The sequence below is a fragment of the Saccharococcus thermophilus genome (assembly GCF_011761475.1).
In the GTDB taxonomy this organism is placed as follows: Bacteria; Bacillota; Bacilli; order Bacillales; family Anoxybacillaceae; genus Saccharococcus; species Saccharococcus thermophilus.
Window position 1 is genome coordinate 1199812 of record NZ_JAASRS010000001.1, and the last position, 14945, is coordinate 1214756.

General features: G+C 39.5%; 14 protein-coding genes and 1 pseudogene. 4 read left to right on the forward strand and 11 right to left on the reverse strand.

All coding sequences use genetic code 11. The features are described 5' to 3' along the window. Positions 1 to 115: 115 nt before the first annotated feature. Entirely contained in the window at positions 116 to 2317 is a 2202-nt protein-coding gene (locus BDD39_RS06140; protein ID WP_166909053.1) for a glycerophosphodiester phosphodiesterase family protein, read from the reverse strand. 274 nt (positions 2318 to 2591) lie between these two features. Beyond that, positions 2592 to 3200 (reverse strand): NAD(P)H oxidoreductase, encoded by a 609-nt coding sequence (locus BDD39_RS06145; RefSeq protein WP_166912296.1) that lies wholly within the window; start codon positions 3198 to 3200, stop codon positions 2592 to 2594. A gap of 206 nt (positions 3201 to 3406) precedes the next feature. Here BDD39_RS06145 and BDD39_RS06150 point away from each other — a divergent pair. Continuing rightward, positions 3407 to 3998 (forward strand): annotated as a pseudogene (locus BDD39_RS06150) (beta-class carbonic anhydrase). 361 nt (positions 3999 to 4359) lie between these two features. Here the strand turns inward: BDD39_RS06150 and BDD39_RS06155 are convergent. From BDD39_RS06155 to BDD39_RS06165, 3 genes are all read right to left on the reverse strand, one after another. Continuing rightward, positions 4360 to 4542: a DUF4083 family protein gene (locus tag BDD39_RS06155; RefSeq protein WP_166909055.1), complete on the reverse strand. Its 183-nt coding sequence runs from the start codon at positions 4540 to 4542 to the stop codon at positions 4360 to 4362. 14 nt (positions 4543 to 4556) lie between these two features. Beyond that, positions 4557 to 4883 (reverse strand): YnfA family protein, encoded by a 327-nt coding sequence (locus tag BDD39_RS06160; RefSeq protein ID WP_166912298.1) that lies wholly within the window; start codon positions 4881 to 4883, stop codon positions 4557 to 4559. A gap of 212 nt (positions 4884 to 5095) precedes the next feature. Next, a complete protein-coding gene (locus tag BDD39_RS06165) occupies positions 5096 to 5353 on the reverse strand; it encodes a YiaA/YiaB family inner membrane protein (RefSeq protein WP_166909057.1) in 258 nt (85 codons plus the stop codon). A gap of 258 nt (positions 5354 to 5611) precedes the next feature. Here BDD39_RS06165 and BDD39_RS06170 point away from each other — a divergent pair, with 258 nt between their 5' ends. After that, positions 5612 to 6775 carry a BC_2427 family protein gene (locus BDD39_RS06170; protein ID WP_166909059.1) on the forward strand — a complete coding sequence of 388 codons (1164 nt, stop codon included), beginning with the start codon at positions 5612 to 5614 and terminating at the stop codon, positions 6773 to 6775. Positions 6776 to 6917: 142 nt separating this feature from the next. Further along, the gene (locus BDD39_RS06175) at positions 6918 to 7682 is read left to right on the forward strand and encodes a CsxC family protein (RefSeq protein ID WP_166909061.1); all 765 of its coding nucleotides are present in this window, start codon (positions 6918 to 6920) and stop codon (positions 7680 to 7682) included. A gap of 329 nt (positions 7683 to 8011) precedes the next feature. On the opposite strand, the gene BDD39_RS06180 is transcribed toward BDD39_RS06175, so the two are convergent. The 4 genes from BDD39_RS06180 to BDD39_RS06195 form a co-directional block, all read right to left on the reverse strand. After that, a complete protein-coding gene (locus tag BDD39_RS06180) occupies positions 8012 to 9151 on the reverse strand; it encodes an ABC transporter permease (RefSeq protein WP_166909063.1) in 1140 nt (379 codons plus the stop codon). A gap of 38 nt (positions 9152 to 9189) precedes the next feature. After that, positions 9190 to 10110 (reverse strand): ABC transporter ATP-binding protein, encoded by a 921-nt coding sequence (locus BDD39_RS06185; protein WP_166909065.1) that lies wholly within the window; start codon positions 10108 to 10110, stop codon positions 9190 to 9192. Between the two features lie 870 nt (positions 10111 to 10980). Beyond that, a complete protein-coding gene (locus BDD39_RS06190) occupies positions 10981 to 11433 on the reverse strand; it encodes a ferritin-like domain-containing protein (protein WP_166909068.1) in 453 nt (150 codons plus the stop codon). A gap of 128 nt (positions 11434 to 11561) precedes the next feature. Next, positions 11562 to 11930: a YidH family protein gene (locus BDD39_RS06195; RefSeq protein ID WP_166909070.1), complete on the reverse strand. Its 369-nt coding sequence runs from the start codon at positions 11928 to 11930 to the stop codon at positions 11562 to 11564. Between the two features lie 262 nt (positions 11931 to 12192). On the opposite strand from BDD39_RS06195, the gene BDD39_RS06200 reads away from it, so the two are divergent. Next, the gene (locus BDD39_RS06200; RefSeq protein WP_166909072.1) at positions 12193 to 12687 is read left to right on the forward strand and encodes a DUF1572 domain-containing protein; all 495 of its coding nucleotides are present in this window, start codon (positions 12193 to 12195) and stop codon (positions 12685 to 12687) included. 159 nt (positions 12688 to 12846) lie between these two features. Here BDD39_RS06200 and BDD39_RS06205 read toward each other — a convergent pair whose 3' ends face one another. Beyond that, positions 12847 to 14340: a PH domain-containing protein gene (locus BDD39_RS06205; protein ID WP_208404342.1), complete on the reverse strand. Its 1494-nt coding sequence runs from the start codon at positions 14338 to 14340 to the stop codon at positions 12847 to 12849. Next, positions 14333 to 14812: a PH domain-containing protein gene (locus tag BDD39_RS06210; protein ID WP_166909078.1), complete on the reverse strand. Its 480-nt coding sequence runs from the start codon at positions 14810 to 14812 to the stop codon at positions 14333 to 14335. The genes BDD39_RS06205 and BDD39_RS06210 overlap by 8 nt, the downstream gene beginning before the upstream one ends. Positions 14813 to 14945: the final 133 nt, after the last annotated feature.

Sequence of the window (14945 nt, forward strand, 5' to 3'; positions counted from 1 at the left end):
TTACTGCTGATTAAGTTAAAGTATTTCATCGAATATTTTAATTAAAAACACCGTCCGGTAATCCGAACGGTGCTTTGTATGTTTAAAGGATTTAAATTTTTACGATTCTAATCTGTTATTCAATTGGAAAATCATGATGAAAATGAACCGTACCGTTTTCATCACGAATTTCGACCGTCACTTGTTTTAGTCCCGGATCCACCTTGAGTACACCAAAATTAAAGAACCCACTTTCCGCATACAGTTGATCCGGCCCAAATGTAGGATCCAGTGTTGACGGCTGGCCTAGGCCCGCCCCGATCGGTCCACTTACTAATTCGCGATAATCAACCGTACCGTTATGGTCCGGATCATACTGGATAATATCAGCATAATGAACATCAGCTGTGACAAAATACACGTTTTTCATTTTATTCTCCATAATGAACTTGGAAATCTCCGCAAACTCATGTTCATACCCTGTTTTATCGTCCGGATTGATATTGTTGCCATTCGCCCATCCGTCGCGTGCATTTGGTTTCCCAGTCGGAATGGAAATCGGCACGGAAGAAGCAATAAGTTTCACTTGGGCATCTGAATTCAACAGTTCTTTTTTCAGCCATTCCAGTTGCTCTTGACCAAGCATTGTCTTGTCCTGGCCATCCGGTTTCGTATCCGGGTCACGGTAGCTGCGATTATTTAAAATGAATAAATCAAGTGTATCGCCCCATGAAAACTTATGATAAAGCTTCCCGGATGAACTCCGCTCGTCCAATATTGGCCAATAATCCGTAAATGCTCGAAATCCGGTTGAGGCAAGCGGCTCAAACGGGCCAGAAAAGTCATTCGTTACCTCATGGTCATCCCAGATAGCATAAACACTTGTCGATTGAAGCAATTTTCTCAAGTTCGGGTCGGTACGGTTTTCCTTGTATTTCGCCCAGAAATCCTCAATGTTTTTCGATGGCGGATTCGGAACAGCCGGAGTAGCATTATCCGCGTAAATTGTATCTCCGCTAAATAAGAAGAAATCCGGTTTTAAATCCGCCATCGCCGCAAAAGATTTAAAAGGCGGGATTTGGCCCTGTCCTCCTGTGTCACCACCCCAAACAATCGTTAACGGCTTTAATTCATTTTCAGCTGGAGCTGTTTTAAATCTTCCACTCACCTGATGTGATCCTGGGAGAGCCTGAACACGGTAGTAATAAATCGTGTCCGGTTTCAATCCCGTCACTTTTACTTGTACGGTCAGATCATGTTCGGAAGTCGCTTTTTTGGTTTTCACGATAGCTTTTTTAAAAGAAGCATCCTCGGAAACTTCAAATCGTACCTTTGCGGGTTGGCTTGTTCTAGTCCATAATACCGCGGATGTATCCGCCACTTCGCCACTGGCCGCCCCGTGGGAAATGTACGGTTTCTTGTTCAATTCTACTAATTGATCAGGATAATTCGTAAACATTCCATCAACACCAAGGGATAACTGTTCGACCATTTCATCCTGCGTATTTACGGTATACGGATGGACGACCATATGACGTTCATGTGCCTCCTGTATAAACGCCGGGGTGACGAGTGATTTATCTGGTCCTACACCTTCCGCATATTCCGCTGCTCGGTTAAAGACATCATCCAGATTTTTTCCTTGAATCATATCTGGACTATAAAGCTGGATAAGGGGAATATCCTCAGGAACGAGATGCTGCAATTTTCTTAAGCTCGCTTCACTGAATGATTGGAAAATGACTTTCCCTTTTTTCAAGTAACCGTTCTTTTTCAAAATCTCAACGAGTTTTTCTTCCATGCCCGGATAAACGTCCGGGTCCTTCGTTTCTATATACAGAGCAACTTTTGGATCTTTCTTTTTGACAAAATCGATTACTTCCTGAAGGGTTGGAATCTTCTCCCCGACATATTGTTTTTTTGCATATTCAGGGTAAGCCTTGTTAAACCAAGAACCGGCGTCTAACTTCTTAATTTCGGCTAGCGTAAAATCTTTTACCCGCCAAGGGGCGCGGTCGGGATATACTTCTTCCGCATTTGTCGTTCTTGCCAGCGTGGAATCGTGAATGGCAATTAACTGACCATCTTTTGTCATATGCAAATCCAATTCGATATAATCTGCTTTCATCTGAATCGCCTTTTCGTATGCTGCCAGTGTATGTTCAGGTGCATAACCTGAGGCACCGCGGTGGGCAATGACATCAACCTGGTCAACAATCGGTTGCAGCATAGACTGCTGTTTAACCTGTTTACCCGTTGCCATTGCTTCCGGGGCATAATTCGCAAGTAACCCCAACGATAGAGAAAGAGATAAACCAATCATTCCTGTTTTTTTCACCGCTATCTCGCTCCCTCTAAATTTTGATGATTTTTGATCATCTTCATTGTAAGAAACAGATTTGAACACAATATTAAAATTAATTTTAATATTTGTTAAATAAAAAACAGGAAAAATAGATGATAGACTTTATCGTGAATGCATTTTCACCTTATCTTCCAATTAAATAAAAATAGAGGCATTACGAAAATCGCAATGCCTCTATATACTTTGATGCAGTATTGGAACAGGGCATAGCGTCATTTTGAATCGGTTTGACACACAATGCCCATGATTATTTTTCCGTTAATGAATGGCTATATGTAGTACCTAGCTCATATGCTCGATTGAAAAGACTTTCGTAATGTTTTTTGACTTCCTCTTCGCTTTCCATATCTTCCGCTAACGTATTATACAGAAATGCAACTTCCGATTGAGGAATACCTGTATAGCCAGCTAAACCAACTTTCAAATAATGGGAAATCATCGTATCAAAATTTCTTTTTTTAAGACTTTCTTCTGTCTCCCCTACAAGCGGAATCCACAATACCTTTTTGTGTGGAAGGCGCGCGCCTCCATAAGCAAACCCATAATTCCATACCCGGTCTATATATCCTTTTACGATCGCTGGTAATGAATACCACCATAATGGGAAGATGAAGGCTAATCCATCGTTTCTTTTCAATCTTTCCATTTCTGCATGAACACGTGGAGAATATGTTTTATTAGGGTTGTCCCAATCAGGCTCATCTTGTTCGTATAACAGCGGATTAAATTCTTCACCGTACAAATCCGCAATTTCCACTTCATGTCCAGCGTCTTTTAACCCTTGAATGAAACGATCGGCAATCGCAAAAGTAAGGGATTCTCTTCTGGGATGTGAGACAACAGTTAACACTTTCATACAACCAGCTCCTAATATAAACCATATTTGATGAACTACCTTTAAATTACAATGATCTTCATTTATTATCAAATGATCAGCTTCTTGCTCCAATTATTATACCCGTTAGACGTGTAAGAATTCATTGACGGCAGGAGAACAACACATTATAATCATAGTAAACAGATATGATTTATAAAATTAATTCAAGAAAGGGTGGACAGAAAATGAGCGATATTTTAAAAGAAGTATTGGCTGCGAATGAAGAATATGCTGCTAATTTCGGGGACAAAGCGAATCTGGCAATACCGCCGAAGCGTCGATTTGCGATTCTGACCTGCATGGACGCACGCCTCGACCCAGCCAAGTTTGCCGGACTTGCGGAAGGCGATGCTCATGTGATCCGAAATGCTGGAGGCCGGGCAAGTGACAAGTGACGACGCGATTCGTTCTCTCGTAATCTCGTACAAGCTGTTGGGAACACGGGAATGGTTCGTGATTCACCATACCGATTGCGGCATGGAGACGTTTACCAATGAAACTATGCGCAATTTGCTCGCTAACAGTCTGGAACCAGCCGAGTTTGACGGGAAAAATTGGCGTGATACAGGAAAAGGCCCCGGTTCCAGAGCAGGGGAATACATGGAATTTTTGACAATCAGCAACCTTGAACAGAGTGTTATCGACGATGTCGAACGAATTCGTTCCCATCCTCTTGTTCCGGGCTATATTACGATCTACGGTTTTATTTACGACGTGAAAAGCGGCCGTTTGATTGAAGTACCTGAAGCAAACCGCATTGGCCGGGCAACCATCTGATCATCCGTGTTTTTTCTCGTATTCATTATGACCTTTTTTGACGGTAAAAGCGTCCATGTAATCAAAAGCCGCTTGTTTCGCTTCTTTTCGCGTACGGGACGGCTTGGATCCATGCATTCTTTCTTGATCAAGATGATGAAGAGGCCAATAGAAGCGTTATCGTAACAGTTGTCGCTTTTTGACATGTCAAAATATCATTTCAATATATTTCACTTTGCTTACTATCGATGGCCTGACAAAATGAAATATAAAACAAGAGAACCCACCGCGCCTTTTAACGATGCGTGGTGGGTTTTTTATGTAATTAAAAAGCACTGTCTTTATTTATGGTATGCTCAACGGTTGGCCTTCTATAAGGGACCTACTTTCCTGAACGTTCTTTTTCCAACAGTTCAATAATCCGATCCAGTTTTTCTTGCAATTGTTTATTATTTTTTTCGTTTTTCGATACATAGCGAACGACCGACACCAATGAGGCAAGGAAAAAAATAATGATCAATATATTAACCAATTGAAACATGATATCTCCAATAGCAATGTTCATCCTCATTCCTCCTGCTAATGTCGTGGCGCCCATAACATGACCGAAACGCCGATTAAACAAATAACCACCCCAATCCAATCGTATGTATCAGGAGTTTTTTTATCGATTCCCCAGCCCCATAATACCGATAAAACAATAAAAACTCCACCATAAGCCGCATACACCCTCCCGAACGAAGGAAAGTGCTGAAACGTAGGGATGACACCGTACAAAATTAAGACGATACTGCCGATGATTCCGTACCAAAACGGTCTTCCCTCCCTCAGCCATAGCCAAACAAGATAACCGCCGCCGATTTCCGCTAATCCGGCCAGGAAAAACAACAGAACCGTATAGATGATCAGGATCACCTCTTTTATTTATATATGATGATTCTTTCCTATATCTTAATCTTGTTCATTAGCAAATGGCAATCCTTGTTATCGAAAGCATAAAGAAACAACATGAATTCTTTTTCCATATTTCTGTTTTATCTTTAACTCCGAAATAATTCCCATTCCAAAAGAAAAACCACCTAATTCGTCAGGAGGTTTTTGAAACAAAAAACGTTTCGTTATTTTGATTCTTCTTTTTCAAACTTTTTTGGCATATACTCCTTCTCGTAAGCATCGTCTTCTGCATTGTCTCTAATCGTTTTTTGAAGTACAAACGAAGACATGATTAAAAAGCAGGCGCATACCGCGTAATATCCTTTCTCGACTAGGGGCGCATCCATATTGTACAATCCAATGAACATAAACGCGCACGATAGGACAAAAGAGGTCCAAGCCAAAAACGTAAATGCCTGCGTGTTGCGGCGGCGGTAATTCATGACTCCATCCCCTCTCCCATTCAGCTTTTTTATCATTGTATTTTATTTGTGATGGCTTGATGCCCTAGATTACATTCTTCGCTCTAGCTCTTTTGCTAAAGATTCCTTTCTTCATTTTTTAGTTTGAACGAGGAATTTTATATCCGAGATATTGCTGTTATACGTAATTTTTAAATTTTCAGAACTGTGCATGGACAAAAACTGAAATAAAGCATAAATAATACAGTAACGATTAGTTCTATTTGGGAGTGAAATGCAATGAAAAGGATAGACTATAAGAGAATGAAGCAAATACGTGCTAAAAAAATAAACACTTTTCAATCTTCAGGAGTTCAAAAAAAATCTATAGCCCGCTGTTTTCAATGTATAAACAAAAAGAGGACAGAAAAGGGTAATCATGCTATTAGCGAACCAGATACTGAACCAAGCTATGTTGATACAGTTGAGCAAATTCCCCATTCTGATTCTAAAATGGCTGATTCCACTGATGTTAAGCATTTTTTTCAGACTGGCCATGGCGATAAAACAAATGATGAACCTCAAATCGATTCTGCTTTGGAACCTGTGCATACTTTTGAAACTGGTTTTGCAGATGAAATAAATAATATGCTTGTCAGAAAGGATATAGATGAACCCAATCGTGCTGATAATGCGGATGAATCTCATAAATACGGAAAAATACGTTCTATGACAATAAAAAGTCCATTCTCCACTTTTGTAGAAATTGACGATTTTCTTCATCCTCCTGTCTTTGGCGGTACAGTTCAACATACGGCTGAATTTCTTGACCCAGACAACAGACAAACTCCTCAATTAGACACAAAACTACTTCATACGACAACTTATTATCCTGAACAGCCTTATTGTTGTTTAGTTTCCTCTAAAATTCACGAAATGATATTTTTTGCTGACACGGTTCGCACTTATGGAACGAAGAATAAAAAAAATCATTACAAATCAGATGTGGTTCCCGTACATGACTCGCTATCTACCAAAACAAAAGAAACAAATAATCAATCTTGTACTTCTCATGATTTTATAAAAATTAGAGCTCCAGTTATAGTCGGGGAATACGAAATTGAAATATGTTTAGAAGAAGATGTGGTGTTTGAAGAAGAGATTATGAAAGTGAACGAAATCTCTAAAGAGGTTGTACTGACAAATTGCAAATTTGTACCTACGCAATTTTCTCCATCATTGAGTAATGGAACATGTACGGCATTAAAAGGAAATTTATTTATAGAAGGATATATACATCAAAATATTGGGTATACTGCAGTTTCCAATAAAAATACGGGTTCCATACAAAAAGACCCAGCAACTCAATTACATCAATTATGCCAAAAAATTGTATTGGATTTAATCATTCATTTACTGCAAGTACAACCAGTTCGAGTCCATTATGATGGCAAAGGGATCTAGAAGATAATCGAACGTATCTACTAATTTAAAAATGAGAAAAATCACTATTATACTACCCTATACTTTCAAATGAATGCTGAATATTGTATTAACGTAGAGCTTGAGAAAAGCTCAAAAAAAATATATAAGGAGTGGATTATTTATGAGCTTTGGGTCATCTTGCAATAAAGGCGGACAACCAACCCCACCAGCTTGTCCAGTAACAGCGACAGAACAAATCCCATTATCCAATGAAAATACCCCGGTAATCCAAACACCAGGTCTTACGCCAACTCTTAAAGTTCCGGTTGTACTAGCAGAGAAAACCATTCAAGTTGTTTTAGAGGCAGACATTCCACTTAGCCCAGCAGCAACTGAAATTAAGAGAGTGACAAAGAATGTATTTCTAGAACAAGTGAAACTGGTACCTGTTAGATTTGAGCGTATTGGCACAACTGACTTTTTTAGAGTCACAAGAGCTAAATTATTTATATCAGGTTTCATTCGGAAAGATATTGAATATGCTTCCAGTGCATGTAATGGAACACTTCAGGATCGAATTGCGGAAGTTCCGTTTTCTGGTTTTACAGAAATTACAGCTGATCAGTTCCTCACGTTCCCAATTATAGGTATTTCAGAAGACAGCAAAGCTTTCTTCCTTAATGAGAAAAACGACTTAACTCCTCGCTTAGATAAATTTTTCTTCCAAAATCTCGTCAAATATAATGAACAACCATACGGCGAATTAGTAGGTGCAAATTTCTACGAACTTGATTTTTCACCAGTTAATGTAGACATCAGAGGGCAATTTAGCACGTTGCGCGAAAAAATCGTCATGGACCTTACTGTAAAAGTATTGCAAGTCCAACAAATGCAAGTTGCGGCTACACTAATAACTCCAACTTTCCCTGAAGGTACTGTTGATTGATAACAAGTTTTCCACTAAGGGCAGAAAAACGGAAGGTTAGACATATTTCGATTTTTGCACAATCTGAACCACAAAGTTGAATGAATCTTTGAAAAGGTAAAGCCAAAAATCGCAAAAACAGCCTGTGAAGCAGAGATAGTACAGGAACACGTTTCATGCAACTCTCATTGACATACTAAGCTGTTCATGAGACAAGGAAGCTCCTTTCCAAAATTATTCTATCGAAGGAATGCTTCCTTGTCTCTTTTTCTATGGGTTCATGATTTTTGAATTCGTTTTTGTTTCACTCCCTTATGAACAGATGTATTTTTGCATCGTACATGGATCATTCAGTTTGCAGCCGAACGTAAGAATGATTTAAATCGAAGGAGACCGATCAACAATCCCACTATCCCGAACACTAATAACACCATCAATGTTGGCCATATATCATTTAGATGAGCACCGCGGATAATCACATCCTGCATACCTTTTTGTGCCCAAAATTGCGGAGTATAGTGAGCAATCGTTTGAAGCGCACTTGGCAACATATCGTAAGGAACCCATAATCCGCCGAGGGCAGCACCTCCTAATGTAATGAGCATGGTAATACCTCTACCTTGGTTTTCTCCTTTAACTAGGAAAGAGACGGCTAACCCGAGACCGGTACCACAAATGCTAAGACAAAGAATAATCAGGCTGATCGCACCAAGATCTCCTAAATGAAGATCATAGACAAAGTGACCAAATGTTAACAGGATCGTACATTGAATAAGTACGGAAATGATAGCTGGAATCCACATACCAATGAGGTACTCTAGAGGATTCATTGGCGTGCTTCGCAATCGTGAGATCATCCCCGACTCTTTCTCGCGCAGAAAACTCCGCAACATGACTAAGATAATAAAGAAGACAAACATTACCGTGTAACCAGGAACAATTTGTTCAATAGCACGAATATGCACGGCATTTTCTTTCATCTCTTTAATTTGAATAGGTGGTTGTAAAATATGGGTAATTTCCGCTTTTGTTTTCCCCATGCTTGCTAAGGTACTGGATAGCTTATATTCTCGGTACTGGTTCGCCACAGAATTTAAAATAGCTTGAATCGGTGCGGAAGATGCACTATTAGCAGCATCATGATAAAATAAAACATTCACTGGATCTCCTGTCTGCAGGTTATGAAACCCCTTAGGAATAACAAGAAGCGAAGCTAGTTTACCGTTTTTGATTTGCTGTACCTGCTTATGAACCGATGTCTGAACTTCTTTTACTTGAATTCCTGGGATTTGATCTAGGTGATGGAGGAAATCTTTTGATGCTGAAGAGTGGTCTTGATCGACATATTGGATAGTCAATGATACATCATTTGTATCGTCAAAAATGGAGCCGAACACGACAGTGAAGAGAATTGGTAAGACAATTAGAAAGAAAAAATTTCCTTTTTCTTTTACTAAAAGTTTGAGTTCTTTGATTATAATACTTTTCATATGGCATTCTCTTTTCCTTTCTTTTTGTTATTCTACAGTTAATCTCTTAAATTCGTACCTGTAAGCGATAAAAAAACTGATTCGAGTGTAGGACGGCTGATCTCCAATTCTTTTATTTCAATTCCCTGGTTCTCAGCCTTTTGTAAAACTTCTTTCACGGCGAACATCACATGATTGGTTTCAATGACCCAGCCGCTGCCTTTACGATACGTTTTGGCGGCATCGGGAATATTTACAATCTTCTCTAGCCCTTTCCCTTCCACATAAATAGCTTTATGACTATATCGGTCTAATAGTTCTTTTAAAGGCTCTTGGGTAAGAACGACCCCGTTGTCAATAATGGCAACACTGTTACATAGAATTTCGACTTCTTCCATATAGTGTGTAGAATATATGATGGTCACTCCTTCGCCCAATAAGGAACGAATCATTTCAAAAATATGATTACGCGATTGCGGATCAATTCCTACAGTTGGCTCATCAAGAATTAGCAACTGGGGTTGATGAAGCAAGGCTGCGGCAATATTCACTCGTCTCTTCATCCCTCCGGAGAAGGTATTTACCGCATCTTTTGCCCGCTCTGTAAGGCCGGTTTGTTCTAATACTTCCGCGATTCGCTGCTTTAACTTTGTTCCGCGAACTCCGTACATTTCTCCAAAAAATACAAGGTTATCATAGGCACTCAGTTGTTCGTATAATGTGATCGCTTGTGGTACATATCCAACTAGACGACGAATAGCATGCCGTTGTTTCACGGAATCCATTCCTAATATGGTAGCAGTTCCGCTATCAGCCTCGATGATCCCTGCAAGAATTTTCATCGTCGTTGATTTACCAGCTCCATTTGGCCCTAACAAACCTAAACAAGTTCCTTTTGGTACAGTAAATGTAACGTCTTTCAAGGCTTGTTTCTTGCCGTATGCTTTTTTCAAATGTTTTACATCTAATACGGTCTCCATATGCATCCTCCTTAGGATGTTGATCAAATTTCGTTCTTTTCCTCTCATTAAGTCAGCATGTAGGTTGTAGTTTCATATTTTTTATTTTTTTGAAAAACAAACATTATCACTCCTCTTCCAATTTGATGCTTTGCTGACTGGATACATAAGTGAAATAACATACTATGATAAGAATAAAATAAGGAGATACAGTACAACCTTGATCGTTACAGTCGACGGTAATTGATTCTCAATCAACTGTTGTAAATGCGTATAATGAAAACGAATCGTAAATAAAGAGCAATTAGGGGACGGAAATTATATCGTAAATAATATTCTAATAATTTTAATATTTATCAATATTATAACATCACTGTGCCCATTGGTCTAATGATTTTCCATACTCTTATCTGATATCATCGGTGTGTTTGTGTACGATGATTTTTCTATTTTTTAAAACAATGACCTCATCTAGCATTCTTTCCATGCACGTAATCAATTGAGAAGAATTAACATGCTGCTATCTTCCACATAAAATTAAAGTTAATAACTGATTGACACGCAGTGTTTGGTTCATGATAAAAGTACTCTTTCTCCTCTTGATAATACTTTTCAATTAAGATAATAATTTCTTTTTTTCCAAAGCCCAAAGTCTTCATTTCCTGTGGAAATTTTTAGATTGGTGATGTACTAGCGGATTGAGGTGTCGGAAGTTATTGAAAGGGGATCGTCGCTGATGGCATCTATAATTTTCACGTGGTTGGCATGAGATGCGTAAAAACAAATTTGCCATTCCTTTACCCCTTAAATTCCAATATAATTACAAAAAATCATCCTGTAATTTGCAGGATGACTTATCAAATAAAAGAGCTGAATTCCTTACAACTCAGCTCATTTATTCTTTATAAAATAGTATAGGAACCATACTGCATGGTTTTGCTCATCTGCTGCTGCACGGCGAAAAACATCTTTGATATATGGATTGTTTGTCTCCTCAGCAATATCTAGGTAAAAGTCAACCGTTTCCTGTTCATCTTTCAAGGCATATTCTAATCCCTTAACGTAGGTATTAGGACATTTCTCAATAATTTTTACATTAGGCTGCATACCTGTCAGATTTACATATATTTGTGTAAACCGTTGATAGTGTTTTATTTCATCGTCACGAATTTCAAGGATTTTAACCCTTTGCTTATCCGTAGGAGCCATTTTGGCTAATTTAGCATAACATTGAATGGCGCTATATTGTCCGCTAATTGCCTTTTCAATGTCACGTATTAATTTATCTGATTGTATGCTTGATTGTCTGTTAAGGTTAGCATAGTTGTAAATATATGGATACATTATAGGTCCTCCCCAATATTTATTCATCTTCATATTATGATGAATATAACATTGGGTGCATGTTTTACGGTCCCTTTTCCCCTCGGCTATCCATTTGCCAAATTAGCATTTCGTAAGCGAAACTCATTCTATAAAGTGATGAAAAAATAGTAACCAAACAACAGCGTCATCATCAGCATTAACGTTGCTAAAAACAACACGAGCGGACGGGAGGTGCGAAATGTTTGCTCGTTGATTTGTTTAGCTTTTTGGAAATAGCCAATGGTCGAGAAGATGATGGTGCATATTCCCGTGACCACCGATAATATGCCGATTGTCTGTACTGCCGCTGTTGATAAAACGTGAGCAGATGACCGGATATGTAAATTAATGATCAAAAAACCAATGCCTGTGATGGCAATCGCAGTGCGAATCCAGGCTAAAAATGTTCGTTCGTTGGCTAAGTGTTGCTGAATGTATTTGGAGTCTTCCGTTGTCGTTTGCGTTTTTTCCTTCATCATTCCATGCACCTTTCACTACTTAACACATCATTTTACAAAAAAATTCTCTTCCCTAGTAAACGATATCAGCCTTTAGCCGCTCTGTCTACTAGTAAGGAGAATCACATCATTTTTCCCAATGTAAAACATTTCATGCATTATCATTAGTACAAAACAATATTATCAGAAAATTAACAAATAATCTCCCTTATACCTTTATAATAATAGTAAACAAAACTTTGGAAAATGCACTAGTTACTATTTAGATGGAGGTGTCATCATGAGCGTCGGCCAGGAATACTTAAAGGTTGTAAGAAAACAGTTTTTGGACATGAAAATGACTGCGGAACGCGCCATGGAACAATTGTCCGACGATGAGCTTTTTTATCGTTTGAACGAAGAATCCAATAGTATTGCCATCATTGTCAAACATATGAGCGGCAATATGATTTCCCGCTGGACCGACTTTTTCCATTCAGACGGTGAAAAACCAAATCGCGACCGCGATGCGGAATTCATTAACGATTGGAGCACTCGGGAAGAAGTTCTCGCCTGCTGGGAAAAAGGCTGGAACACATTTTTCACTACATTAAATGAAATCACCGAAAATAACCTGTTAAAAACCGTGACGATTCGAAATGAACCGCATTCCGTCATTCAAGCCATTGAAAGGCAAATGTACCATTACTCCTATCATATCGGGCAAATTGTTTATATCGCGAAACAAATTAAGTCTACAGACTGGAAAACGTTGACGATACCAAGAAAAAAATAAAAAAGATGGAGAACATCCACCTCTCCACGTCCCAATAACAGGAGATATTTACATGATTTTATAAATGTTTAACAAACTGCTTATACCTCCCTTTATCATTTTGCCAAGAAGTCCCCCCACCTCTAAGCAGTGCTCAGGTGGGGGCGAAGTGAAGACAGCTCAATCAGACGAAACTTTGGCTGCTTCGTTTGTCCGCTTCAGCCACGCATATATTGTTTTCACATCTTCCTGATCAAGATCCACCACTACTCCACGGGCGCCGATTCCGGGCATGACCGTGGCCGCGATGGTTCCGAGGTGTTTTCGCTTCTGAAACCAGTTATAAGAAGCTTCCATGGATTGGATACGATTTTTTAACATATACATCGCTTTCACGTTGAATAAGCCGCTTTTTAGTGCAAGCTGATGAGGCGAAATCGCCCAGCCCGCCGCTTTGTAACTTAAGTAGCCGAAATATGAAACGATGGGAAGCAATAACAAAAGCAACATTCCCCACGGACGCAGGAAATAAGCGGCGATGCAAACAGGAAGAATCCACACGTATAAAGGACGGGCCATATAGCGGATGCATGCGCGCTTTGGCAAAGCATTGAATTCATGGTGGATGCTATACTCCGGGAGGCAGGAAGAAATAACGGAAGCAATCCGTTCTTTCTTGATTAACGGGCAGAGTATAATATTTCCATGCTGGCCATCATCCAATGCCCCACCCGCATGAATGATATAAACGGAAGCATATCCAAACCAGCGGCGAATCATGTTTTCCTTTATTACAATCCCTTGAACCCGTGTGACAGACGTTGTCACTTTTCTTTTTTCCAGCAATCCTCTGGAAATGATGATGTTTTCATCTATTTTTTCTACCGTAAAAAACGCGTACCGCAGCATATTTTGAATAATGGATATCATATAGGCGGCAATAAAAATCGATAAAACAGCCACCATCGTATAAAATAAACCATACGCGAACACCGTTTGCGCATCTTTATATAGCATCTTGTAAGGAATGATGTTGTCAAATTGGGAGATAAAAACGAAAATGGCAGCAATAACGCTAAGTGCCCCTCCGCTTGTCACCGCTACTTGAAAAACTTCCCAAAAACTCATCGAAAAAATGATATTTTTCGGTTCTTCCTGTAATCGTTGATGGATGGAGACAAAAGAAGACTCAGTATTTTCATCCAGCATTGTCGTTTCATTATTGGTCATTTCTTTTGCCTTTCGAATCCAACGTTGAATTCGTTCGGCTTCTTCCCTTGTTACGGCCGTTAATACCACTTCAGCTTCTCCTAACTTATTTCCCGCTGTTTCTATATTGACTTTAACAACTCCTGCCAATCGTTGCAGAAAACCTTCGGAAATGGAAACGCCTTGAATGCGTTCGTAAGGAATATACCGTTTTCTTCTTACAAACACGCCATGTTCAATGCGCAATTCCCCTTCTTCCAACCGATAGGTAAAACGGAGCCAAGAAATAATTCCGATCACAATGGTGTACATGACAACAGCCGATGGCACGGCGATATCCCACATCGTGTTAATGGTTTTCTTCCCAACTATGATGAGAAGGACCAGCGGAAAAAACGCGTCTTTTAATTGTTTAACAATATTGGCGATGACGGAAATAGGATGCAGTCGTTTTTTCTCAGACATCGTCATCCGCCACCCTCACCAATTTGGAAATTGAATAGCGCAGTTCCTCTGCTTCCTCCTCATCGAGTGCCGGAATTTCATGCACCGTTGCGGCTGTCGAAATCGTCACGGAGGCCAGTTTGTATTTTTTAAATAATGGACCTTGCTTAGAATCGACGTGCTGCACACGAATCATTGGAATCAACGTGCGTTTTACCGTAAATAATCCTCGTTGAATCTCTATTTCCTGCTCGCGCACTTCATAGCGCCATCGCCGCCAGCGTAATCTTGGGATAAAAAAGAGGAACAAATAACCTTCCCCTATAAATAAAAGAATCAAGATCAGAATAATCCATTTCGGCCCGTCCAAAACGATCACTAGGACAGTGACAGTGGCAAAGACGGCAAAAGAAACGGCCAATCCGATCATGCCGTATATCCGCCATACCGATAACGCTCGTTCGGAGATTCTTTTTCTAGGCTCTCCATTCATGATTTCTCTACCCCCCTTAAACAAAGACAATCCATCGACGTAATGGTTATACGTATTTAGTATACAAGAAGTTTCCATCTTTAACTATCTGTTACTGTAGAATAACAAACTTTTGGAAAAGCAGGAGAATGAG

Excerpts from the sequence above, each read along its gene's own strand:
- BDD39_RS06145 (WP_166912296.1), bottom strand. The coding sequence starts at position 3,200 with ATGAAAGTGTTAACTGTTGTCTCACATCCCAGAAGAGAATCCCTTACT.
- BDD39_RS06155 (WP_166909055.1), bottom strand. The coding sequence starts at position 4,542 with ATGAACATTGCTATTGGAGATATCATGTTTCAATTGGTTAATATATTG.
- BDD39_RS06165 (WP_166909057.1), bottom strand. The coding sequence starts at position 5,353 with ATGAATTACCGCCGCCGCAACACGCAGGCATTTACGTTTTTGGCTTGG.
- BDD39_RS06170 (WP_166909059.1), top strand. The coding sequence starts at position 5,612 with ATGAAAAGGATAGACTATAAGAGAATGAAGCAAATACGTGCTAAAAAA.
- BDD39_RS06175 (WP_166909061.1), top strand. The coding sequence starts at position 6,918 with ATGAGCTTTGGGTCATCTTGCAATAAAGGCGGACAACCAACCCCACCA.
- BDD39_RS06180 (WP_166909063.1), bottom strand. The coding sequence starts at position 9,151 with ATGAAAAGTATTATAATCAAAGAACTCAAACTTTTAGTAAAAGAAAAA.
- BDD39_RS06185 (WP_166909065.1), bottom strand. The coding sequence starts at position 10,110 with ATGGAGACCGTATTAGATGTAAAACATTTGAAAAAAGCATACGGCAAG.
- BDD39_RS06190 (WP_166909068.1), bottom strand. The coding sequence starts at position 11,433 with ATGTATCCATATATTTACAACTATGCTAACCTTAACAGACAATCAAGC.
- BDD39_RS06195 (WP_166909070.1), bottom strand. The coding sequence starts at position 11,930 with ATGAAGGAAAAAACGCAAACGACAACGGAAGACTCCAAATACATTCAG.
- BDD39_RS06200 (WP_166909072.1), top strand. The coding sequence starts at position 12,193 with ATGAGCGTCGGCCAGGAATACTTAAAGGTTGTAAGAAAACAGTTTTTG.
- BDD39_RS06205 (WP_208404342.1), bottom strand. The coding sequence starts at position 14,340 with ATGTCTGAGAAAAAACGACTGCATCCTATTTCCGTCATCGCCAATATT.
- BDD39_RS06210 (WP_166909078.1), bottom strand. The coding sequence starts at position 14,812 with ATGAATGGAGAGCCTAGAAAAAGAATCTCCGAACGAGCGTTATCGGTA.